The organism is Bacillus sp. V5-8f, from assembly GCF_002863565.1.
Taxonomy (GTDB): Bacteria; Bacillota; Bacilli; order Bacillales; family DSM-1321; genus Peribacillus.
On sequence record NZ_PGUW01000015.1, the window covers coordinates 147524 to 169234 of the forward strand.

Annotated in this window: 20 protein-coding genes and 1 pseudogene; 14 read left to right on the forward strand and 7 right to left on the reverse strand. The window is 39.7% G+C overall.

Translation table 11 applies throughout. From position 1 onward, the window contains the following. Nucleotide 1 precedes the first annotated feature (1 nt). Genes CUU64_RS15475 through CUU64_RS15500 form a run of 6 tightly spaced genes read left to right on the forward strand, consistent with a single transcriptional unit; the run spans nucleotide 2 to nucleotide 6307 of the window. Nucleotides 2-1114, forward strand: coding sequence for a cobalt-precorrin-5B (C(1))-methyltransferase (locus CUU64_RS15475; protein ID WP_101634484.1), 1113 nt, complete (start codon nucleotides 2-4; stop codon nucleotides 1112-1114). Next, the gene (gene cbiE / locus CUU64_RS15480) at nucleotides 1098-2306 is read left to right on the forward strand and encodes a precorrin-6y C5,15-methyltransferase (decarboxylating) subunit CbiE (RefSeq protein WP_101634485.1); all 1209 of its coding nucleotides are present in this window, start codon (nucleotides 1098-1100) and stop codon (nucleotides 2304-2306) included. The genes CUU64_RS15475 and cbiE overlap by 17 nt, the downstream gene beginning before the upstream one ends. Before the next feature lies 1 nt (nucleotide 2307). Then, nucleotides 2308-3009, forward strand: coding sequence for a precorrin-2 C(20)-methyltransferase (cobI, locus tag CUU64_RS15485; RefSeq protein WP_101634486.1), 702 nt, complete (start codon nucleotides 2308-2310; stop codon nucleotides 3007-3009). Beyond that, nucleotides 3006-3779 carry a precorrin-4 C(11)-methyltransferase gene (gene cobM, locus CUU64_RS15490; RefSeq protein WP_101634487.1) on the forward strand — a complete coding sequence of 258 codons (774 nt, stop codon included), beginning with the start codon at nucleotides 3006-3008 and terminating at the stop codon, nucleotides 3777-3779. Before cobI ends, cobM begins: the two co-directional genes overlap by 4 nt. Then, nucleotides 3776-4900, forward strand: a complete 1125-nt coding sequence (locus CUU64_RS15495; RefSeq protein WP_101634488.1) for a cobalt-precorrin 5A hydrolase — start codon at nucleotides 3776-3778, stop codon at nucleotides 4898-4900. The genes cobM and CUU64_RS15495 overlap by 4 nt, the downstream gene beginning before the upstream one ends. A 33-nt stretch (nucleotides 4901-4933) precedes the next feature. Further along, nucleotides 4934-6307, forward strand: a complete 1374-nt coding sequence (locus CUU64_RS15500; RefSeq protein ID WP_101634489.1) for a cobyrinic acid a,c-diamide synthase CobB — start codon at nucleotides 4934-4936, stop codon at nucleotides 6305-6307. Nucleotides 6308-6712: 405 nt separating this feature from the next. On the opposite strand, the gene CUU64_RS15505 is transcribed toward CUU64_RS15500, so the two are convergent. Then, on the reverse strand, nucleotides 6713-7003 hold the full coding sequence (locus CUU64_RS15505) for a hypothetical protein (RefSeq protein WP_101634490.1): 291 nt from the start codon (nucleotides 7001-7003) through the stop codon (nucleotides 6713-6715). Nucleotides 7004-7707: 704 nt separating this feature from the next. Between CUU64_RS15505 and CUU64_RS15510 the strand changes: the two genes are divergently transcribed. The 5 genes and pseudogenes from CUU64_RS15510 (at nucleotide 7708) to CUU64_RS23360 (ending at nucleotide 12367) form a co-directional block, all read left to right on the forward strand. Next, nucleotides 7708-8739 (forward strand): FUSC family protein, encoded by a 1032-nt coding sequence (locus CUU64_RS15510; protein WP_101634491.1) that lies wholly within the window; start codon nucleotides 7708-7710, stop codon nucleotides 8737-8739. Nucleotides 8740-8848: 109 nt separating this feature from the next. Continuing rightward, a complete protein-coding gene (locus CUU64_RS15515) occupies nucleotides 8849-9097 on the forward strand; it encodes a hypothetical protein (protein ID WP_101634492.1) in 249 nt (82 codons plus the stop codon). Between the two features lie 430 nt (nucleotides 9098-9527). Beyond that, nucleotides 9528-10367, forward strand: a complete 840-nt coding sequence (locus tag CUU64_RS15520) for an STAS domain-containing protein (RefSeq protein ID WP_101634493.1) — start codon at nucleotides 9528-9530, stop codon at nucleotides 10365-10367. A gap of 860 nt (nucleotides 10368-11227) precedes the next feature. Next, nucleotides 11228-11425, forward strand: a pseudogene (locus tag CUU64_RS23355) (HAMP domain-containing protein); the annotation flags it as partial. Next, a complete protein-coding gene (locus CUU64_RS23360) occupies nucleotides 11417-12367 on the forward strand; it encodes a methyl-accepting chemotaxis protein (RefSeq protein ID WP_483861839.1) in 951 nt (316 codons plus the stop codon). The pseudogene CUU64_RS23355 and the gene CUU64_RS23360, both read left to right, overlap by 9 nt. Before the next feature lie 70 nt (nucleotides 12368-12437). On the opposite strand, the gene CUU64_RS15530 is transcribed toward CUU64_RS23360, so the two are convergent. Together CUU64_RS15530 and CUU64_RS15535 are read right to left on the reverse strand one after the other, a co-directional pair. Continuing rightward, nucleotides 12438-12887 carry a hypothetical protein gene (locus CUU64_RS15530; RefSeq protein WP_101634495.1) on the reverse strand — a complete coding sequence of 150 codons (450 nt, stop codon included), beginning with the start codon at nucleotides 12885-12887 and terminating at the stop codon, nucleotides 12438-12440. Nucleotides 12888-13177: 290 nt separating this feature from the next. Continuing rightward, nucleotides 13178-14062, reverse strand: a complete 885-nt coding sequence (locus CUU64_RS15535; RefSeq protein WP_101634496.1) for an alpha/beta fold hydrolase — start codon at nucleotides 14060-14062, stop codon at nucleotides 13178-13180. Between the two features lie 557 nt (nucleotides 14063-14619). Here CUU64_RS15535 and CUU64_RS15540 point away from each other — a divergent pair. Continuing rightward, complete coding sequence (locus CUU64_RS15540; RefSeq protein WP_101634497.1) at nucleotides 14620-15168, forward strand: BA5345 family protein; 549 nt, start codon at nucleotides 14620-14622, stop codon at nucleotides 15166-15168. Nucleotides 15169-15233: 65 nt separating this feature from the next. On the opposite strand, the gene CUU64_RS15545 is transcribed toward CUU64_RS15540, so the two are convergent. From CUU64_RS15545 to CUU64_RS15555, 3 genes are all read right to left on the reverse strand, one after another. Further along, entirely contained in the window at nucleotides 15234-16019 is a 786-nt protein-coding gene (locus CUU64_RS15545) for a putative hydro-lyase (protein WP_101634498.1), read from the reverse strand. 160 nt (nucleotides 16020-16179) lie between these two features. After that, complete coding sequence (locus CUU64_RS15550) at nucleotides 16180-17640, reverse strand: sodium:solute symporter family transporter (RefSeq protein ID WP_101634499.1); 1461 nt, start codon at nucleotides 17638-17640, stop codon at nucleotides 16180-16182. A 3-nt stretch (nucleotides 17641-17643) separates the two neighbouring features. Continuing rightward, the gene (locus CUU64_RS15555) at nucleotides 17644-18495 is read right to left on the reverse strand and encodes a carcinine hydrolase/isopenicillin-N N-acyltransferase family protein (protein WP_101634500.1); all 852 of its coding nucleotides are present in this window, start codon (nucleotides 18493-18495) and stop codon (nucleotides 17644-17646) included. Between the two features lie 161 nt (nucleotides 18496-18656). Between CUU64_RS15555 and CUU64_RS15560 the strand changes: the two genes are divergently transcribed. Both CUU64_RS15560 and CUU64_RS15565 read left to right on the forward strand, forming a co-directional pair. Beyond that, nucleotides 18657-20321, forward strand: a complete 1665-nt coding sequence (locus CUU64_RS15560) for a sigma-54 interaction domain-containing protein (protein ID WP_101634501.1) — start codon at nucleotides 18657-18659, stop codon at nucleotides 20319-20321. A gap of 194 nt (nucleotides 20322-20515) precedes the next feature. Beyond that, the gene (locus CUU64_RS15565) at nucleotides 20516-21010 is read left to right on the forward strand and encodes a GNAT family N-acetyltransferase (RefSeq protein WP_101634502.1); all 495 of its coding nucleotides are present in this window, start codon (nucleotides 20516-20518) and stop codon (nucleotides 21008-21010) included. Nucleotides 21011-21165: 155 nt separating this feature from the next. On the opposite strand, the gene CUU64_RS15570 is transcribed toward CUU64_RS15565, so the two are convergent. Beyond that, complete coding sequence (locus tag CUU64_RS15570) at nucleotides 21166-21483, reverse strand: hypothetical protein (protein WP_101634503.1); 318 nt, start codon at nucleotides 21481-21483, stop codon at nucleotides 21166-21168. Nucleotides 21484-21711: the final 228 nt, after the last annotated feature.

Below are 21711 nucleotides of genomic sequence, written 5' to 3' on the forward strand. Positions count from 1 at the left end.
CATGAAAGAGGTTCCAAAGGAGCAAAAAAAGCTGCGCGAAGGGTATACAACCGGATCATGCGCAACTGCTGCAACCAAGGCGGCACTGACCGCTTTAATTACAGGAGAAGAACAAACAGAAGCAACCATATATTTACCGGTTAAGCGCTTTGCCACCTTTCAGATAGAAAGCTGTGACCTAACTGGAAAAATGGCAACCGCAAGTGTTATTAAAGATGCCGGAGACGACCCGGACGCAACACATGGGGCTTTGATTATTTCGGAGGTTTCCTGGTCCGGTGAGCCTGGCATAAGTCTGGATGGCGGAATAGGTGTCGGCCGGGTAACGAAGCCGGGTTTGCCGGTTCCAGTAGGGGAGGCAGCTATCAATCCTGTACCTCGTAAGATGATTGCGGAAACTGCTGAAGCAGTTTTGAAGGAATTTGGAATAGAAAAAGGAATCAAGATTGTGATTTCTGTCCCGGATGGCGAGGAAATGGCAAAAAAGACTTTGAATGCACGTCTGGGCATTATTGGCGGAATATCTATATTAGGCACACGCGGGATTGTTGTTCCCTTTTCCACTGCGGCATACAAGGCAAGTATTGTTCAAGCAATCAGTGTAGCAAAAGCAAGCGGCTGTAATCACATTGTTATTACGACTGGGGGCCGGAGTGAAAAGTATGCCATGAAGCAGTTTCCTGAACTGCCAGAAGAAGCCTTCATAGAAATGGGAGACTTTGTTGGTTTTACCTTAAAACAGAGCACGCGACAGGGCATGAAAAGAGTTTCCCTGGTCGGCATGATGGGAAAGTTTTCAAAGGTAGCCCAAGGGATCATGATGGTTCATTCAAAAAGCGCACCGGTTGATTTTGATTTTTTAGCCAAAGCAGCCGATGAAGCCGGCGCTCCTGCTTCTCTCGTTGAGGAAATCAGGACAGCCAATACCGCTTCGCAGGTTGGGGACATCATGCGAGAGCATGGATATCTGCAATTTTTTGAACAGCTATGCGGATATTGCTGTGATTCCGCATTAAAGGAAATAGGCGGGGGCATGGTGGTTGATACCTCATTGTATACGATGAAAGGCGAATTTTTGGGAAGGGCGGTGCGTAATAATGGCGGCATCGATTAAAATGATTGGAATTGGTGATGACGGAAAACAAAGCTTGTTGCCTTTATATGAAAGATGGATTTATGACAGCAGCGTTTTAATCGGTGGAAAGCGTCAACTTTCTTTTTTTCCCGATTATGAAGGTGAAAAAATGGTTATTGAGGGCGGAGTGTCCTCACTGGTTGAACGCATAAAGGATGAAACAAGGGATGTCGTTATCCTAGCTTCTGGGGATCCTTTGTTTTTTGGGATAGGAAGCTACTTATCGAACAAATTATCAGTTCAGATCTATCCTTATTTAAGCTCGGTTCAGCTTGCGTTTGCAAGGATGGGAGAACGCTGGCAGGATGCATACTTTGTCAGCGTGCATGGAAGAAGCATGAAAGGCCTTGCCCAGAGAATAGATGGAAGGGAAAAGATCGCTATTTTAACGGATACTGAAAATTCCCCAAATAAAATTGCACAGTATCTTCTTTCCTTTCACATGACGGAATACCGGGCGTTTGTCACTGAAAACCTGGGCGGGCCTGGCGAAAGGTGCCGTTGGTTTGATCTCGAGGAGATGAGGGACGCAGAATTTTCAACACTTAATCTCGTTATTTTGAAAAAAATATCTGAAAGTAAGTCATGGACACTCGGAATTGATGATCAGGAGTTTATCCAGCGGAAGCCTGATAAAGGATTGATTACGAAGAGGGAAATTCGGACATTAAGCATAAGCTCACTCCGTTTAAAGGAAAACAGCGTAGTCTGGGATATCGGAACCTGTACAGGTTCAGTGGCCATCGAAGCAGCAAAAATAGCTCGTGAAGGCGAAATATGCGCCATCGAAAAGAATGAGGCAGACCTTGAAAATTGCAAGCAGAACCTGGGAAAATTCCGGGTGGATGCAACCGTTGTCCAAGGAAAAGCACCGGTAGGATTAGAAGCGTTTTCTGATCCGGATGCTGTTTTTATCGGAGGAACAGCAGGAGGAATGGAAGGAATTTTGAATATTTGCTGCAGCCGGCTAAAGAAAGGCGGCCGCATTGTATTAAATGCAGTCACAATTGAGAATTTGGCAGAGGCAATAGCAGCATTTAAACAGCGTGGGTTTGAAACAGATATTACGCTTGCCCAAATATCCAGAAGCAAGCCGATTCTTAATTTAACACGCTTTGATGCATTGAATCCTATATACATAATAGCCGCCAGGCGCCAGGAAGGGGAATAATATGCTTGGTACATTATACGGTTTAGGAGTAGGACCTGGAGATCCGGAGCTAATCACTGTAAAGGCATACCGTAAATTAAAGGAATCTCCTGTGATTGCTTACCCTAAGAAACAAAGAGGAAGTAAAAGTTACGCACAGAGAATTATAGACTCCTATTTTCATCCTAGTGAAAAAGAAATGCTCGGGCTTGTGTTTCCGATGACAAAGGATGCAGCTACATTGGAAAGAAAATGGGGAGAAACGGTCGAAAGCGTGTGGGAAAGGCTGAATGAGGGCAAGGATGTTGCCTTTGTAACCGAAGGAGATCCCCTTCTTTACAGTACATTTATACATATAATGCGTTTAATGCAAGAGCGCCATCCTGATGTGCCGATTGAGGTTGTACCAGGTATTTCATCGATAAACGGAGCGGCAGCCAGGCTTGGAATCCCTTTAGCTGATGGAGATGAGCATGTCGCAATCATCCCTGCCAGGGACGACTATGAAACAATGAAAAAAATGATCGAAGATAATGATTGTGTCATTTTTATAAAAGTCGCCAAGGTGATCGACTTGATGCTCATGGTTTTGCGTGACCTAGATTTGCTGCACAAAGCTTCTGTTGTGACCAAGGTTACGTCTGACGAGGAAATTATCTGGAAGGCTGACGAGCTTGAGGGAGCAGATCTGGAATATCTTACGTTAATGGTGGTGAGAAAATGAAGCTTTATATCATTGGTGCCGGCCCGGGGGACCCTGATTTAATCACTGTTAAAGGGTTAAAGCTGCTTCAGGAAGCGGATGTTGTCCTTTATGCAGATTCCCTTGTTAATGAAGAGTTAATTGCGAAATCCAAACCTGATGCCGAAGTGTTGAAAACAGCGGGAATGCACTTGGACGAAATGGTCAAAATCATGGTCGACAGAATCCATGCAGGGAAGATGGTTGTTCGTGTCCATACTGGAGATCCAGCTGTGTACGGTGCAATCATGGAACAAATGGTTCTTTTGAAACAGGAGAGAATCGAAGTGGAGATTGTTCCGGGTGTAAGCTCTGTGTTTGCTGCTGCTGCAGCGGCTCAAGCTGAGCTTACAATCCCCGATTTAACACAAACCGTTATCTTGACAAGGGCCGAAGGAAGAACTCCTGTTCCTGAATATGAAAAGCTTCGGGATTTAGCAAAGCATAATTGCACGATTGCCCTATTTTTAAGCGCTACCTTAACCAAAAAAGTGGTTAAGGAATTGGTTGATGGCGGATGGAGTGAAAATACTCCTGTTGCAGTCGTTTATAAGGCATCATGGCCCGATCAAAAGATCGTACGCACCACTCTCAGCCAGTTGGATGAGGCAATGCGTGTTAATGGTATTCGTAAACAGGCAATGATTTTGGCCGGATGGGCACTCGATGCAAACATTCATCAGAAGGAGTACCGTTCAAAGCTTTATGATAAATCCTTCACCCATGGATACCGTCGGGGGGTGGAGGCATGATTTTAGAGCTGCAGGAGGAGAAAAAGCCTACCGTTGCACAGCAAGGTGATTATGCAATTGTAGCGATTACAAAGCACGGAGTAGACATTGCAAGGTCACTTGGGCAATCTTTTCAGAACGCAGATGTCTATTATATGAGCAAATTTGAAAAGGGAGATGAAAAAGCCCGCAGCATTCAAATGTTCACCGGAAGCGTTCGCCTTCTGCTGCCGTCTCTTTTTGAAGTCTACAATGGAATTATTCTGATTATATCTCTGGGGGCAGTTGTACGGATGATTGCCCCTATATTAAAGGATAAAAAAACGGATCCTGCCGTTGTCGTAATTGATGATAAGGGTGAGCACGTTATCAGTGTACTTTCAGGACATATCGGCGGAGCTAATGAGTTAACACGAGAGGTAGCCGCTGTTCTTAGCGCGCGTCCCGTTATTACAACGGCTTCTGATGTACAGGAAACCATACCCGTTGATTTATTTGGAAAACGCTTTGGCTGGGTATGGGAGTCGGCCGACAAATTGACACAGGTAAGTGCTGCAGTTGTAAATGAAGAAGAAATCGCAGTCGTACAGGAGTCAGGGGAGAAGGAATGGTGGCACTATGACCGCCCGCTCCCAGATAATATAAAGGTGTATTCCACTGTATCTCAAGCTATTGAAGCTAAGCCTGCTGCTGCACTTGTAGTCACCCATAGAAATCTTTCACAACAGGAAAACCAAATATTACATAATGGAGTGCTTTATCGGCCTAAGGTGCTCGTATTGGGAATGGGCTGTAACCGTGGCACTTCGGCTGAAGAAATTGAAACGGTAATTGATAAAACGTTATCGGATTTAAACTTTTCCATCAAAAGCGTCAAAGCGCTTTGTACTATTGAGTTGAAAAAGGATGAACCAGGATTGCTGGAGATTGTAAAGAAAAATAGTTGGGAATTTGTCTGTTATACAGCGAGTGAACTGAACGCGTTGGAACTTGTAGAGCCATCAGAAACGGTATTTAAATATACGGGTGCTTATGGTGTCAGCGAGCCAGCTGCGCGAATGTACAGCGGTGCGGAAAAATTGGAACTGGTAAAGAAGAAGTCAGGAAACGTTACCATTTCAGTTGCAGTGATTCCATATTAATTCGAGTATAGTATAAAGAAAGGGGGGACCATTATGTCAGATCGAAGACTTGTTATTGCCGGTACAGGAAGCGGCGTTGGGAAAACAACCTTAACAATAGGCCTTATGTCAGCTTTGAAGAAAAAAGGATACATCGTGCAAGGCTTTAAATGCGGTCCGGATTATATAGACCCGACTTATCATACCGCCGTAACGGGAAGGGTTTCAAGAAACATAGATAGCTGGATGCTTAATCATGAAATGGTAAAGGAAATTATTAACCGGGGCAGTGAAGGCGCAGACATTTCCATTATTGAAGGGGTTATGGGTTTTTTCGATGGTAAGAATCCAACAAATAATGAAGGTTCCACAGCAGAAATCAGTATGATAACAAGGAGCCCGGTTATCCTCGTTGTGAACTGCGCCAGCATGGCCCGTAGTGCAGCTGCCATAGTAAAAGGTTTTCAGACATTTCTTGCTGATACGAATATCGTCGGTGTAATTGCAAACCGTGTCGGAAGTGAGGGGCATTTTAAAATTGTGAAAACAGCCATTGAACAGGAATGCGGGATTGCGGTTCTTGGTTATTTAAAAAGAGAAGCGGATATCACCATTCCTGAACGGCACTTAGGCCTGGTTCCTTCTATTGAACGTGGGGAACTGGACTCTTTTTTTGATCAATTAGGAAACCTTATGATCGAAACGATAGATGTGGACCAATTATTTCAATTGGCCAAAGCCCCAACAATCCAAATTAAAGAATCCCAATTTAGCAGTAGGGAAAAGGAAGACAAGGTTCGGATTGCTGTTGCCCGGGATGCGGCCTTTAATTTCTATTATCAGGAAAATCTTGATATGCTCGAGGCGTATGGTGCCCAGCTAGTAGACTTTTCGCCATTACGAGGTGAAACTGTGCCGGATGATGTGAGCGGCTTGTATATCGGTGGAGGATTTCCAGAGGAATTCGCGCAAGAACTCTCATATGAAGCTGCAGTCCAGCATTCCATTCGGACAGCTATTGAACAAGGGATGCCTACGCTCGCGGAATGTGGCGGTTTTATGTATTTAACGGATGAGATTGAAACAACAGATGGGAACAAGCATGAAATGGTAGGTATAATTCCCGGGAAGGTAACGATGCAAACAAAACTAGCAGCGTTAGGCTATCGGGAAATTACAGGTGAAAAAGGGAACTACTTATTACAGGGAGATATTGAAGCAAAAGGACATGAATTTCACTATTCTACGTTTCACCCTCAATCAGAAGTGCAGCATGCATACAAAACAAAAGGAATGCGCGGTATAAAGGAAGAGGGATACATGAAGGGGAATTTAATTGCTGGCTACACTCATTTCCATTTTGGCTCATGTCCGCAAATGGTGGAGAACTGGGTAAAGAAATGTAAAGAGTTTAAAGCAATTGATTAAAGCGTTCACATTATGTTCAAATGTATGTATTCGCTCGGATAAGAGAGAAATTATTTAAATTTAAGGATAGTAGTGCTTCATCAAAAAAGTAAACGGTATCTCACGATATTCACTTGGATTTCTTCGGAATCCAAGTGTTTATTTATTTTATCTCCGTTTTTGGAAAATCATATCTCTATTTTCAGAACTCTTCAAAATGAAAATGTAATTAGATATGGTTGCAGGCTTTGATTTTAAAGGCTAAGCCATATTATTGGGCTTTCCTTGTCTTATCTTTTCCTATTTAGTTTCTGCCAACGAATTTCATTTAATGGAATACTACCTGGAATACTTTAATGTAGAAATTACCCTCAGTTATCTAAGGGTGTATGTGTTACTTGATTAGTGTTTAATGATAATAAGGTATTACAAAAATTGCGATTGAGCTGCTGAAGGATATTGATTACTGAATGTCAGGTTAGCTTGAGGTATTTCACCTGGAGAGACGGGAGCAAATACTCTCTGTTCATAGCGCCTGTTGGCTTCATAAAATTGATCCTCTAAAAATCCTGCTTGTTCATGTGTTAACTCTAACACAATCTCATTATTGCTATCATCATAGGCCCTAAGCAGAACATAGCTCTGATTGTCTCGCGAGACATTCCCTACTTTAAGATATAAATTCTTTATTTCAAATCTAACTCTCATTCCATCCATTATAATAGCCTCCATCAAAGAATTATTGTTACTTTTTGCTGTAGAGAAAAAAATATACAAGGAAAAAAGCTTCTAGTCATTGGATTTCTCCCTGGGAGTTTTCGGTTTCAATTCGTAAGATAAATTTCTGGGCCAGTTCATTATTAACCAAATTTCTTTCCTTATTAGATTGACTAACAAAAAGCCCGCTACCAAAAAGGCAGGGGCATTCTCACCTATTAAATTTAATCCTAAATTACTATTCAGCCTTAACTCGACCTGATACCTGCGAGGCGCACTGATACAACCCTTTTTTTGGCTCAGTACTACAACCTGCGGCGTAGTTTTAGATCGATTATATAAAGGTTTGTTTTTATAATAAGTACTTCTATGAGCAAATAATAACACACAAGAACTAATGTTCGCAAGGGGTAAATTGTAAATTTCTTTCCTTTTTTTGAAAAGTGGGAAGCCTTCAAGTACTCTTTATTAACGATTACCAAAGCCTTACGTTGGAAACCATACGATCCACTGTGAAATTATTTAAGTGAAATTGGTAGGACAGGAGCGGAAAATTTATTTTTTAAGCGAAAACCGGAGCATATCTCCAGCAAATTAATTTTACAAGCGTAACTTCGGTTCTATAAAAATGCATACTAATTTGACCAAACCTATCCGTCATTATTTAATAGAAGATATAAAGATAGAATGGAGTCACATATTTTATGGTTCTCGGTGCACGTGTGTTAAAAACAGGTATTGCTGTTACTGCAGCTTTATTAATTTGTTCGATCCTTAATTTACAGCCTGCTGTATTTGCTGGTGTCGCGGCTATTTTTACGATCCAGCCCTCTGTTTATCGGACCTGGAGACATTTATTAGACCAGGTTATTACTAATATAATTGGTGCACTGGCTGCTTTATTTTCGATTTACTTTTTGGGCGATAGTCCTATTATGATAGGGCTGGTCATGATTTTGGTCATTTCACTTTGTTTAAAATTGAAAATGGAAAGTACGATCCCCCTAACTTTAGTTACGGTTTTAGCCATCATGAGTGCTCCGGCCAATGAAAATCTGGAATTTATTTTTAACAGATGTTTAATCATTTTTGTAGGAATTGCATGTGCCATGGTCGTGAATTTTGCCATCTTACCGCCAAAATATAAACAGAATTACTTAGATAAAGTGAATTCTGCATTCACTAATCTCTCATTATTATTACGCACGGCGGTTTCAAATGAAATGAAGGAAAAGTCTTTTCAGGAACACCATGAAAAATTACTCTCCGACATTGGGAAGCTTGAAGAACAATTTAAACTCTTTGATGAAGAAAGAGGAAATCTTGTTAAATTAAATGAACTGGATGTTAGGGAAATTGTTGTATTCAAACAAATGTTAAAGACAATAAAACAAGCTGAACAAGTTTTAGAAAATATTAATGAACACTATTTTCAGAGTAGGGCAAATGACGATGAAGATGAATTTTTCGATCAGCAGCTGGAAGAATTAATCAAAGAGCATGAATATGTGTTGCTTAAATTTGAGGGGAAAATTAAAGCGGAGGAAAGTGACTTTGAAAATGATATGATGAAAAAAAGTGAAGCGTTCTTTGAACAGGTTCTTCATAATTATTTGCAAAATAAAGAACAGAAATTCAGGCTAATGATCATTGCTTCCTCCATTGTCGAATATAGCTACCATTTACGGCGGTTGAATCAATTAATCGGCCAGTTCCAGGCGGCTAAAAAGAAATAACACTATCAGCTATACCGATTTATCGATCTTTTACTAGAAGTACGCATGGAAGATATGTGTGCTTCTTTTTGTTGACCTAATTGATTAGGAAGTAGGGAATAAAACCTAGGTGATTGTCCATGGTTTAGGAATACAGGAATCATGGATTCAAGGAAAAGTAATTGCTGCCCGTATATCTAAGAAGGGATGGGAAGTCCATTTGGATTATGACCGTGTTCTTCTCGGTCGAAAACTCGTGATCGCAATTGGGATTGGGGAACAGCCTTACTGGCCGGACTGGGCAAGGGAATTTCAAGATAAACAGAAAAACTCAATTTTCATATTTTTGATCATGATCTGCCTTCCTTTTCCAAAATGAAAGCACCTATAACCATTGTTGGAGGGGGAATCTCATCAGTTCATTTAGCACTTAAGTTGAGTAACTATTACCCGAGCAACGTCACGTTTTTAAAGGCATCCGTTTAGAATCCATGATTTTGACAGTGATCCCGCCTAGCTTGGCTCGAAAAAGCAGCGTCTATTTCATAAAGAAAGCAGCTACCATAAACGACGTGAGAAAATTATTCATGCAAGACATAAATTTATAGTATTTAGTTTAGGGCGATCAATATTTTAGGCAATGTATATACCAAGATTGAAAACAGTAATTAAATGGGAGAATTGAATGAACACTGAATCCGTTTTATCTCTTTTGCGTGGAAAGCTAAGTTTAAACAATCGACACACCAAGTATTGTTAAGATACAATAATGTGTAGGATTCTTATGCGAAGGGATTATGGTGGATCACATGCATCGTAATAAAGAATTATATCACTTTTTATTGGATAAAACTTGGGAATTGACAGAACAATGGTATCAGTCCTTGGACAAAAGTAACCAATCGGGTGTTTATGCCTCGTCCGATCCAAAGGTAATCGAGGGATTAAAAAATCAAAATCACGAATTTCATAAACGTTTTTGCAAAGTTTTTGTTGATGAAGAATGCAAATTCTTTGAAACCTTCGAAGAATGGATTTTGGAAATCGCACAAGATCCGGAACATTTAAGCACACCGATCCATTTTATATTACGGGAGTTTTTCAGGACACAACAACAGTACCTAGTTTTAGTTAAAGAGTTTGTTTCATTGCATTCAGGAGAGTTTTCGGATGAACAGATTGACTCTTGGAACCAAATCATTATCAAAACTTTCAGCGAAGTGATTACTTGGTTTACGAGAGAAAATTATACATACTCACAAAAGCTACTCCAAGCACAGCAGGAAATGATTTTAGAATTGAGTTCGCCCATTATATCTTTAAATCGTAATACTGCTTTGCTTCCTCTGATTGGTGATATTGATACTGAACGGGCCAAATTTTTACTGGAAAATACGCTCCAGCAATGTGCGGCAAAAGGGGTTAATCACCTTTTTATTGATTTATCAGGTGTTGTGATCATAGATACAATGGTGGCCCACCAAATCTTTCAATTAATCGAAGGCTTGAAACTCCTGGGGGTACAATCAACACTTTCTGGATTAAGGCCAGAGATTGCCCAGACAGCCATGCGACTGGAGCTTCCGTTTGATAAGATTTCCATCACTTCAACGCTAGAAAAGGCAATAAATCAACTCTTTAATGATTAAAAAACACTAAAGTATTTTATTTAAAAATTATAGTAAATAAAACTGCGGCCTTTCCCGGATTACAGTCGGGAAGGGTTGTTGCTTTTTAAAGTGGGCGAATAAGATACCCGCAATTGACACGGAAGTCAGTTTTTTAGCATCTTAGATTAAGTTCTTCTTACGTAAATGTACACAAAATAATGTTGTTTTCTATCTTATGTATAGTAAAATAGGACTAGTTATTATTTACCATTTTATCTATTATTTATAGGAGAACAACGGAGGGCATTGCTATGGGAAGAAGTCTTCAAACAAGAATGATCATTGTGTTTTCTACCGTTATTTTGCTGTCTTGTCTCATCATTAGCTATTTGAACTATCGTTCCTATTCCAAATTAGTTGTTGATACAGTCAGCCTTCAAGCAAAAACGATTACGGAACAAGCTGTTAAAATTTTAGATATTGAAAAGTATAAAGAAATCAAAATTGAATCAGGTAAAACAGATTACTATTTGCAGCTGCGTAGTCAATTAAATGACATAAGAGAAAAGAATGGCTTGGAATTTCTCTATACGATGGAAAGAAGCAAAAAGGGTGACGGGTATGAGTATCATTATATGGTTGACGGTATGCCAATTGGCCATAAAGATGCCTCCAATTTAGGAGATATTGAAGAGGAAGCTGATAAGTATCCACAATTAATTAAAGCATTTGAAACCGGAAAGACCCAAGTAGGAGAAATGAGTGTAACGTCCGGTTACGGTGCTTTAATTTCAGCTTATGTTCCAATAAAAGATGATTCTGGTGAGGTTATTGGGATTGTGGGTGCAGATTTCAATGCTGAACATGTCCATAGCCAAATGGAACGCAGCAATCAAAATATGATCGTAACGACTGCCATTATCTTAATAGTGAGTTTATTGATTACCTACTTTTACTCGAGATTATTAATAAACCCAGTAAAACGGCTGGCTAAACAGGTGGAACTTGTTGGGAAAGGGGATCTTTCCGTAGAAATAGATTTAAAAAGAAAAGATGAAATAGGTCTCTTATCTAGCTCAATACAAAATATGATTCATGACTTAAGAGACATTATTAAAGGCATCACTGATAATACATCTAAGCTGAATCAATCCTCAGATAAGTTATTGGTCAGCTCGATAGTAGCGCAAGCAGCTAGTAATCAAATAAATGCCTCCATTCAAGAGATTGCTGGAGGCACCGAATTGCAGTTTAAAAGCACAGAAATCTGTGCCTCTTCCATAGGAGAAATGACAGGTGGAATCGAAAATATTGCTTCTTCTTCCATGGAAGTTTCAAAATTGGCGGACAAGTCGTTGAGTGGTGCTGAAGAAGGTTTTCAACTGGTTCAAAATTTCATCAAACAAATGGAGGCCATTCATCATTCAGTTGAAGACTCATCCAGCACCATAAAAACTCTCGAAACCACATCGAAAGACATTAATGAAATCATAAAGGTCATTAAAGATATTTCTGCTCAGACGAATTTACTCGCTTTAAATGCTGCTATTGAAGCTGCGAGGGCAGGGGAGGCCGGCAAGGGATTTGCCGTCGTGACAGATGAAGTTAGAAAGTTGGCTGAGCAGTCTGAAAAATCAGCTAACCATATATCAAGTTTAATCCACCGTATTAAAGAGGACACTCAACTAACTGTTGAATCCATGGAAAAAGTAATTTCTGCAACAGGGGAGGGAATCCAGATTTCTGAAGGTACCGGCCGGTCCTTTGAGTCTATTCTTCTTTTAATAAAAAACGTTACATTAGAAATACAAAAAGTTTCTTCCACCTCAGAACAGATCTTGGAATCCACGAAGGAAGTTACTGGTGCGATTGATGAAACAGCTAAAATAGCGAAGAAAACCGAGGGTAATACTTTACAGATGGTGAATGTAACCGAAGAACAAGAAATGTTAGTCGCCAACATAGCCTCATCCGCACAAGAACTAAATCACATGTCTCAGGGATTGAATGCTTTAATCCGAAAATTTATATTGAAATAAAAACTACGAACTACGGGGTCAGTCCCCCGGTGCGTTAAAGCATTAACGCGATGGGGGACTGACCCCTTTTTTATTCAGGAGTCCCGTAGAGTATTTCAGATGTTAAGAAGGCTCCAACGGGTGGCAGGCCATGAGTGCTAACAGGAGGTCCGGTAAGAGCAGTTTCAGTTGAGGCAACCCAAGTTCCATATTCGCCTGCTTGTGATGATGGCGGCTTCATCCTAAGCCGTCCTCTAACAAGTAAATGCCGGACTCTTATTGATGGGTCATCAAATATTTCCAAATTACCTGAATAGGTTGCATAGGGTGTATCAAATTGAATTTGTCTGGAGCCTGGATTCCAACTGCCATTGACTGGAATGGGCCTGCCTCGAAAATTTATCGTTCCAGTGATTCTGTTATCTGTGACGGAGTTGATAATGAGGGTGCCGTAAACGACCGGTCTGCTACCTACAGTAGCGTGTATTCCCCACCTGGATGGGGCTGGGATGTTTACCTGTGTCTGCCGAACAGTTTCCAAAATGAATCTCTCCTTAATTAGTCCTAAAAATTACATGCCATTTAACTTCCAGGCTATAGGTTTTTCCTTTGCATCCATAATGTAAATTCCATTGCCGCCCTGATGAAAGTACCATTAAAGTATATGCAACCATTATTAAATTGTGTCTTAACGGGTTAGATACACATCGTGTTAAGATGAGGGACTGACACTTATGGTATGTAAGCATTTAGCCTAAAAGTTGGGAGACCATTAAACTTGCTTTGGCAGACATCCTTTTAATCGATAGTATGAAAATCATTTAACTAATACTATTTTAAAAAGGATTGAAGCTCTTTAAGCAGTAAATCAGGAATTTCTTCTGGAATAAAATGGCCACAAGGCATCCTGCTTCCTTGTACTAGAACAGCCACTTTCCTCCATTCTTCTAATGGATCGAAATATCTTTCGACAACTCCTTTTTCTCCCCAGAGGACTAGCAACTCGCATTCAATTTTTTTGCCTTTTTCCCGGTCATCCCGGTCTAAAATTAAATCAATCCCGGCACTTGCACGATAGTCTTCACACATGGCGTGAATAGCAGCAGGATTGTTGAAACAGCGAAAGTATTCAGAATAGTTTTCATCGGTAAGCCAAGGGGGAAGAGAATCTTGCGGCGCAAATCCACTTAAACTATTTCTTAAAAAAAAGTCCACATTGGATTCTATTAACATTTCAGGAAACGGTGCTGGTTGGATAAGAAAGTACCAATGGTAATAAGAACGAGCAAATCCCAAATTAGCTTTTTCATACATTGCAAGGGTTGGAGCGATATCCAGCACTACCAATTTTTCAACATGCTCGGGATAATCCGCGGTTAAACGATGGGCAACTCGGCCTCCTCGATCATGACCCACTAAATAAAATTTTTCAAATCCCAGATAGCGCATCACTTCCAATTGATCTTTTGCCATTACTTTTTTTGAGTAGTTAATATGTTCGGGTAATCCCTCAGGTTTACTGCTATCCCCATAACCACGCAGGTCAGTTGCTACTACCGTATAGTTTTGGGAAAGTTGCTCTGCTACTAACTTCCAAATCACATGGGTTTGGGGGAATCCGTGTAGCAGTAAAAGTCCTGGACCTTTACCACCTTTTACACCATGAATGTTTACTCCATTTACATTAATATCAAATTCTTCAAAACCTGTGAACATGATAATTGTCCCTCTCTCCTCTATAAGGTAAATCAACTCTTTTTATCTTTATACGAGAAACATACAACTAATCCTCTTTTCGCATTGATAAAAACTATTCTTGTAGTTTCATTGAACGCTAGATCATAATTACTGTAGCTTCGGAACCATTGCCTGCTAGGAGCAAAGGTCTATTTTTTTACTAGGAGCGTGTGTATCAAAAGGATGATAATAAATCTTCGATATACCTGACAAAATGTTTAAGGGATATATGCGCTTTCACTCACAAATAATCTACCATTTGTTGAATATTAAATGGAAGAATACCTGGGTGATTTTTAGTGAATTATTTTCTATTTATACTGATAGGTTAAGTACCATAGCGTATTATTGAGGTATCATAGTGGGGGACTCCCAACAAACGACTCTAATTTACGTAAATTGAAGAGAATTTAATGATCAAACCGCATTTTTGATGAAATTAAAATAGTATTTCTAGTAAGATTAAATAGTTAAAGACTTTCTAACAGATTATTTCATTGTACAATTGGTATATAAGTAAATTGGAGGTGATCATTGTGAATTTTGAGGCTAAACATTGGATTAGATGGGGAATTCCCGGCTGGGTTTATTTATCATCTATCATAGCTTATTTTTGTGTAAAAGACCTAGGTGCGTCTTCCGAATTTATATTCAGTAATCAGGTATCAAAAATTGTAGCGTCAGCTACGATATTCATACTTGCAGGAATCATTCTTGGCCAATTAATCCATCAAGTCAGCATAGGATTGGGTTTTGTTATATGGACACAACAGGCCAAGTATTTTAGGACGGAGTATGAAATTGACAGAAGAATCATAAAAAACGATCGAGGGAAGGAGATTCAAAGAATATATAGTTATAGGCTTGGAAATCTGCATGCCGTAAGAGCTCTATTGACAAGTTTGGCATTGACCCTCACGACTGTAATTGTACTTGCTTATATGATTGAATATTCGACTGCCATACTAGTTTTATTGATTATTCTTTTTGTCCTTTTTGTCATTGTGTTTATAAATTATCTGTATTTTTACAATAACTTTATTTACTTTGTGAATAATATTTTAATTGAATTTGAGAGTGAATAATCAAGGTGTGAAAATAGGGTGAGTCTCCGGGAAATAGATATACCGGAGGACTCACCCTCATTTTTTTATAGTATGGAATAGCTGCTATCTTTCATATCGGTTATAAACATGTGGCCAGGCGCGTGGGTAATCATTAAATCAGGTTTGCTAGACATCGCCACCGATTGAGGTGTTACACCGCAAGCCCAAAATACAGGTACCTCGCCATCCTTCACTGTCACTGAATCACCAAAATCAGGCTTAGAAAGATCTTTGATCCCAATCACTTCGGGGTTACCAATATGCACCGGTGCACCGTGTACAGATGGGAATCTTGATGTGATTTGAGTAGCCCGGATTGCATCGTTAGGTGAAAAAGGACGCATGCTCACGACTAAGTTTCCATGGAAAACTCCTGCCGGTTCACAAGGAATGTTTGTGATATACATTGGGACATTTCGTTTTTCTGCGATATGTCGAATTTCAAGCCCGTTTTCGAGCAGGGGAAATTCGAATGTAAAGCTGCAACCTATTAAAAAGGATACCAGGTCGTTTCTCCAGTATGCTTCGATATCATGAACTTCTTCGACTAGCTCTCCTTTTTTATATATGAAATATTTCGGCACTTCATACCGCAGATCCGAATTTGGCGCTGTCAACCTTGGAACTGGAGAACCTGCATCCGTTACCTCAATTAACGGGCACGGTTTTGGGTTTCGCTGGCAAAAAAGAAGGAAGTCATAAGCTAGCTCCTTCGGCAAAATTACGAGATTCGCCTGTGTATGCCCATGGCCGTATCCTGCGGTAGGCCCGGTAAATTCATTGTTTCTTAAAAGCTTTCGTAATTCTGAAAGTTCAATATTTTTATCCATATAATCATCTCCTCGGTGTGCTTTACTGCTTATGCTCGGTTCACTAGACCTTTAATCCAATCTTTCAAACAGAAATATACTAGGGTGAGATTCGAACCTATAAACCAGATTAACAGAATATATGTAATTATGACAAATCCAGTTTCGCTTAATATCATTATTACATACCTCCTTTACTGAACGCTGCCTGATACTGGAAGTCATGGTCAGGTGCAATCCATGTGCCAATCAGCGGAATGCCAGCAGCAATGATGTGTGAAATTAAATAACCTACCCATAATGGAACAATTGGATCCATTAAACCTGCACCGGGAAGTACAGCAAAGAATAAAGCGGAAACAGTCCCTATAATCAAGCCCCAGAAAGCAGCTGTCTTGTTCAGCTTTTTCATAAAAACGGATAAAACGAATGGCCATGTCATCGCTAGTGTAAGTGCACCCACGGCGTAATTTAAATATAAGATCGAGAACTGAGCCAGACTGAAAAGGGCAATACCCGCTCCGCCCACGATAACAACAATACGGGCCACCATAATTTCTTTCCCTGGATCCATTGGTTTGTTTTTTCTGATATAAGGAAGGTAAATATCCCTCACAATTAGAGTTGATAACGCATTTAAACATGAATCGGTTGTGGATAAGATCGTAGCAATCATGATAATTGCCATTGCATACGCTCCCCATGTTCCAAGCAATTCTCCCACAACTGCGGGAAATACTTCGGAAGGAGTTACATCAAAGCCTTTTGCCAACCCAACCATTCCAATAAGCCCTGCAACAGCAGGGATAGGAAGCCATAAAAAGGTTGTACCTAATATCAGCTTTGATTCTGTTCCCCTTTTACTAGCGTAAACACGCTGCCATACACTTTGGTCGATGATCGCATAGTTGATAAACGAAAGGATACTAACGAGAAGCCATCCTGTTACGCTTTCTTTCGTCCAAAGCTGTGTTGCGGTTTCAACCTTTGAATTAGCAAGGCCTTGATAGATTTCACTTGGCCCGCCAGCTACCCATAATGTCACCGGTATGACAATTGCCAGAAGGACAAGCAGCATCATAAAATGGACAACATCAGTTCCAATAGAAGCCCTAAGCCCACCAATTGCAACATAAATGGTGACGATTAATGTACCTAAAATAACTGCAGCTGCGTGAGGAATTCCAAACAATACATTCATCACCAGGCCGATTGCCGTAATTTGAAGCACGGCCCAAAAGAAGGATTGAAGGATCCCGACAATCGCGAAAATTAAATGAGTCCGTGTTCCGAGCCTGAGCTTCATAAATTCCGGTAACGTGCTTATTGATGGCGCTATTTTTCTAACCCTCTTAAACACAGGCCATCCGATTAACAAGGATGACATCAGAACGGAGACGCCGTACATATAAAATCCTGCAACCCCAAAATTATATGCCCCTTCGGCTGCGCCCATTAACGAACTGCTCCATACCCACACGACCACTAACGAGCTCATCGTGACCGGTAAGCTCATACTTTCCCTAGCGCTTAAAAAGTCATCCAAATTGTTTTTCCCTCTATTTTTCATCACAATAGAGATGCCGACCATAAGAACCCCAAAAATAATCATCATCAAATATCCAATATAACTATCTAGCATTTTTTAACCCCCTTGTTGAATCATCTTTCCATCCAAAGTTGTGATTTCTCCTTCGTGAAGGTCCTCCAAACGGAAGGATACGTGCCGACCCCAGCTTTGCATTTTCTCCCCGCTGCCGCAAGGAGGCCCATAACAGTAGAACATTTCGCGACAAAAGGGATCGAGAATTTCCGAACTTACTGTGCCAAATTTTTCACCGTGATTACAAGTGGATGATCCCCAATCTGTACCATGCTCCTTTAGCTCATGATTTCGAAGGAACGAGTGCAGAAAATCGAAGCTATTACGCTGTTCATCATGATTAATCGCACTCAATCCGGATTGGTAGCGAAGAATCGAACACGTTTCAATCATCTCCTTTTCGTTTGTGAATGGAAGCCGAACATAATGGTTAGTCCGGAACATAATATCATCGGGATTCCATTCAAGATGATTCTCGCTTGGATGAATTTCAGCTGCCAATAGATTGCCTAACCCGTCAGCGAAAAGGAAATTGCCGTGAACCTGGAGTGGCTCATTCTGAATATAACTTTCAATTTCCTTTAATGATTGAAAGCAGCCGAGAACATAACTTCCAAATTCTTTAAAACCAATGCCGCCTTGATAAAATTTAGGATCGCTATCCACATATGCGAAAGTAAAGCTGATCCCTTTTTCGTTTATTCCCCGGGTTACCATATTGGCCCATGGTAAATTATCATCCGGGCAAATAAGCTCTGTTCCGATAAACTTATAATTTTTCCCCTGGCTAACGCGTAGTCTTGTCCTTGTATCCCATGGGTTGTCGCTGTTTGAAGCCAATATGTAACGCCCTTCAGATTTAATCGCAGCAATGCTGCAACCTGGTATTGACATAATTTCCACCCCCTGATTTTATCTATGCAATTATTGTGCCAAAAAAGAATTGTAACCATTATCTGAATATTTAAATGATTATGATATAATTTAAGTCGAAATAAAATTAATTAAGTTGAAATTAACTTACAGAAACGACTTAATTGTCGAGGGGGAGAGCAATGAAGGACGATTTACTTGAAAGTTATCCTTATTTTGAAGAGAATAATGAAACATATAGCGGGGACCTACAGAGTTGGCATACTATGGTTCCCCGTGTCAAAGGGGGAGAATATATCGGGGTTGAACTAAGGGAAGGGAACCAATCTCGTTTAACATATTTGCAGCCGCTCATTCTTGGACAAGAAATCAATCAGTTTACAGTCACAGAGAACATCTTTTATTACCCAGCAGTTGAGTACGTGGATGGCCGGCCAATTTATGTAGGTGTCATTCCAATTACAGCTTTACATAAGAACATTCAAAAAAAATTAATGGAACTGGATGCGGTAATCGAGAATTCCTATGATGGGATTTACATATCCACACCAGAAGGAGTGAACCTTAGGGCGAATAAGGCAATTGAACGATTGACCGGGATTAAAAAGGAATTTTTTGTTGGAAAAAGCCTGGACCATTTAATTTCTCTTGGAGTTTTTAATGATGTGGTCACTTTGAAGGTAGCAGCGACTAAAAAACCATATAGTACTATACAAAGAGTAAATACGGGAAAAGAAACGTTGGTAACGGGCAGTCCCGTTTTCGATGAACAAGGAAAGCTATATCGGATTATCACGAATGTAAGGGATGTATCTGAACTACATCGATTAAAAGATGAACTTGAAGCAGTGGAAAAAGAAAAGCACCGGCTTGAAGTACAGTTAAAGCAGGCACACTCATCAATCTCTAACGAAAATATGATCGCCCAGAGCATGGCGATGCTTAAAATTTACAAATTAATAACAGAAATCAGCCATTTGGATGTATCAGTGTTGATTACAGGGGAATCGGGAGTTGGAAAAGAGGTCGTGGCTGAACAAATTCATCACATGAGCGGCCGTAAGACAACAGGCGGATTTCTGAAAATTAACTGTGCTGCTATTCCTAAGGAATTGATCGAATCAGAACTATTTGGGTATGAAGATGGCGCATTTACAGGTGCAAAAAAAGGGGGCAAAAGCGGATTATTTGAAGCAGCCGATAACGGCACGCTTTTTCTTGATGAAATCGGCGACCTTCCCCTCGAAATGCAGGCAAAGCTATTAAGAGTGCTGCAAGACCAGGAATTTCGACGGATTGGTGGAACAAAGCATATCAAAACAGATGCCAGGATCATCGCTGCCACAAATCACAACTTAAAGCAGCTTGTAGAGGAAGGTAAATTTCGTAAGGATCTATACTTTCGCCTAAATGTGATTCCCATTGAAATACCGCCGCTTAGAGAAAGGAAGGAAGATATTGATGTGTTAGCCTTATACTTTCTGGATCGTTTCAACCGAAAATATAAAAAGAACGTTACATTGACATTTGATGTATTGTCTCTGTTAAAGAGCGTAAATTGGCCTGGAAATGTGCGTGAGCTGTCCAATTTGATAGAACGATTTGTAGTGTTAAATGGTGAAAAGGGAGTTTTTTTAGAATACAACAAAGATGGAGGTTACCAAACGGAAAATTATAACAACATCACGGATTTAAAAAGAGAAGTCGATTTTTTTGAACAAAGGATTATTACAGAAACGCTTTTGAAAGAAGGAAGTACCTATAAAGCTGCAAATAAGTTAGGTGTCTCCCAGTCCTACATAGCAAGGCGGATAAAGAAATACGGAATACAAAATGTAAATTCCTGATGAATGGGGACTGCATTTAGATTCCAGTAAACGTGTAAAAATCAATAAATGAGAAATAATATAGTTACAAAATTTCTTCGTTGCCTCAATTTTCTCCTTGGATAAAATGTTTCCTTTTCTTTAAAAAAATCCCACGATTAAAACCGCAACCTTTTTGACATCATAAGTAAGAACATGTAAATGGCGGTGTAAATATGCATGAATTTCCTGTTGTAAAAGAATACACTGAAAAGTACCAAACTCAAGTGGTTGATTTAATTCTTAGGATTCAGCAAGAAGAATACAACATTCCAATAACCAAGGATGATCAGCCAGACCTCTTTACTATAGAAGAGTTTTATCAGTCTGGTAAAGGCAATTTTTGGGTAGCACTATATGAAGAAGAAGTAGTAGGGACAATAGGTCTTATAGACATCGGCAATGATCAAGCTGCATTAAGAAAGGTGTTTGTAAATAAAGAATTTAGAGGTTCAAAATTTAATACTGCACGTCTTTTATTAAATAATGTTATCCAATGGGCTAGGGACCAATCTATTAAAGAAGTGTATCTTGGAACAACGCCTCAATTTTTGGCAGCCCATAGATTTTATGAAAAAAATGGATTTATAAATGTAGCGCAAAGCGAATTACCTGAGAATTTCCCGGTTTTACGTATAGATAAAAAGTTCTACAAATATAAAGTTGACTAGGTCAAAATGGATATCCTCCAAAAGTATGCAAAGTTTATAACAAAACAAAGCCAGCAGCTGTTCTGCTGGCTATTGTGCTATAAATTAATAATTGTCATTTATGTATGAAACTGCAATCAGGGAAGTATTACCTTAAAACCAATCATATCATAAAATTATTTTTGGCCAGCTTGAATCGTACCAGTAGAATTTCCAATTTTTCTTACAGCTTCGTGAACGGGTAACTTGCCTGATGGATTTTCATTATAATATTCGTCCAACTTATCAATAAAATAATATTCCTCAACAATTATGGTTAATCCACTGCCTCGTAGCTTTTCCAATTCTGTTGTAACCAGAATATGTTTTTGATTTCTATCTAGTGAGTTCCAATATTCTGCAGGTGACATACCATTAAATTCATGATCATTACAAGCAACCATAATAAAAATCATTATAAAAGGTAAAGCAAATACATTAAATTTTCTAAGCATCCCAATCTCCTATGTTTTTCCACAATGACTTGGTCGTAGATAAGTAAAACTTGCTCCTTGCAATACTTCCTTTTTATTGTACTAAACTTTCACAGCACTGACTATCATACGAGTTTTTTGTTTTTCTCTCCTGTTATTCCCCACCAACACGAGGCAATAAAATTCTTTTAAGAAAATAAATATCCCTAGGTTGTAAATAATATGGGTAATTACCCAGATAAGTGTTTG

Coding starts and splice junctions, on each gene's coding strand:
- CUU64_RS15475 (WP_101634484.1), top strand. CDS start 2: ATGAAAGAGGTTCCAAAGGAGCAAAAAAAGCTGCGCGAAGGGTATACA.
- cbiE (WP_101634485.1), top strand. CDS start 1,098: ATGGCGGCATCGATTAAAATGATTGGAATTGGTGATGACGGAAAACAA.
- cobI (WP_101634486.1), top strand. CDS start 2,308: ATGCTTGGTACATTATACGGTTTAGGAGTAGGACCTGGAGATCCGGAG.
- cobM (WP_101634487.1), top strand. CDS start 3,006: ATGAAGCTTTATATCATTGGTGCCGGCCCGGGGGACCCTGATTTAATC.
- CUU64_RS15495 (WP_101634488.1), top strand. CDS start 3,776: ATGATTTTAGAGCTGCAGGAGGAGAAAAAGCCTACCGTTGCACAGCAA.
- CUU64_RS15500 (WP_101634489.1), top strand. CDS start 4,934: ATGTCAGATCGAAGACTTGTTATTGCCGGTACAGGAAGCGGCGTTGGG.
- CUU64_RS15505 (WP_101634490.1), bottom strand. CDS start 7,003: ATGGATGGAATGAGAGTTAGATTTGAAATAAAGAATTTATATCTTAAA.
- CUU64_RS15510 (WP_101634491.1), top strand. CDS start 7,708: ATGGTTCTCGGTGCACGTGTGTTAAAAACAGGTATTGCTGTTACTGCA.
- CUU64_RS15520 (WP_101634493.1), top strand. CDS start 9,528: ATGCATCGTAATAAAGAATTATATCACTTTTTATTGGATAAAACTTGG.
- CUU64_RS23360 (WP_483861839.1), top strand. CDS start 11,417: ATGATTCATGACTTAAGAGACATTATTAAAGGCATCACTGATAATACA.
- CUU64_RS15535 (WP_101634496.1), bottom strand. CDS start 14,062: ATGTTCACAGGTTTTGAAGAATTTGATATTAATGTAAATGGAGTAAAC.
- CUU64_RS15545 (WP_101634498.1), bottom strand. CDS start 16,019: ATGGATAAAAATATTGAACTTTCAGAATTACGAAAGCTTTTAAGAAAC.
- CUU64_RS15550 (WP_101634499.1), bottom strand. CDS start 17,640: ATGCTAGATAGTTATATTGGATATTTGATGATGATTATTTTTGGGGTT.
- CUU64_RS15555 (WP_101634500.1), bottom strand. CDS start 18,495: ATGTCAATACCAGGTTGCAGCATTGCTGCGATTAAATCTGAAGGGCGT.
- CUU64_RS15560 (WP_101634501.1), top strand. CDS start 18,657: ATGAAGGACGATTTACTTGAAAGTTATCCTTATTTTGAAGAGAATAAT.
- CUU64_RS15565 (WP_101634502.1), top strand. CDS start 20,516: ATGCATGAATTTCCTGTTGTAAAAGAATACACTGAAAAGTACCAAACT.
- CUU64_RS15570 (WP_101634503.1), bottom strand. CDS start 21,483: ATGCTTAGAAAATTTAATGTATTTGCTTTACCTTTTATAATGATTTTT.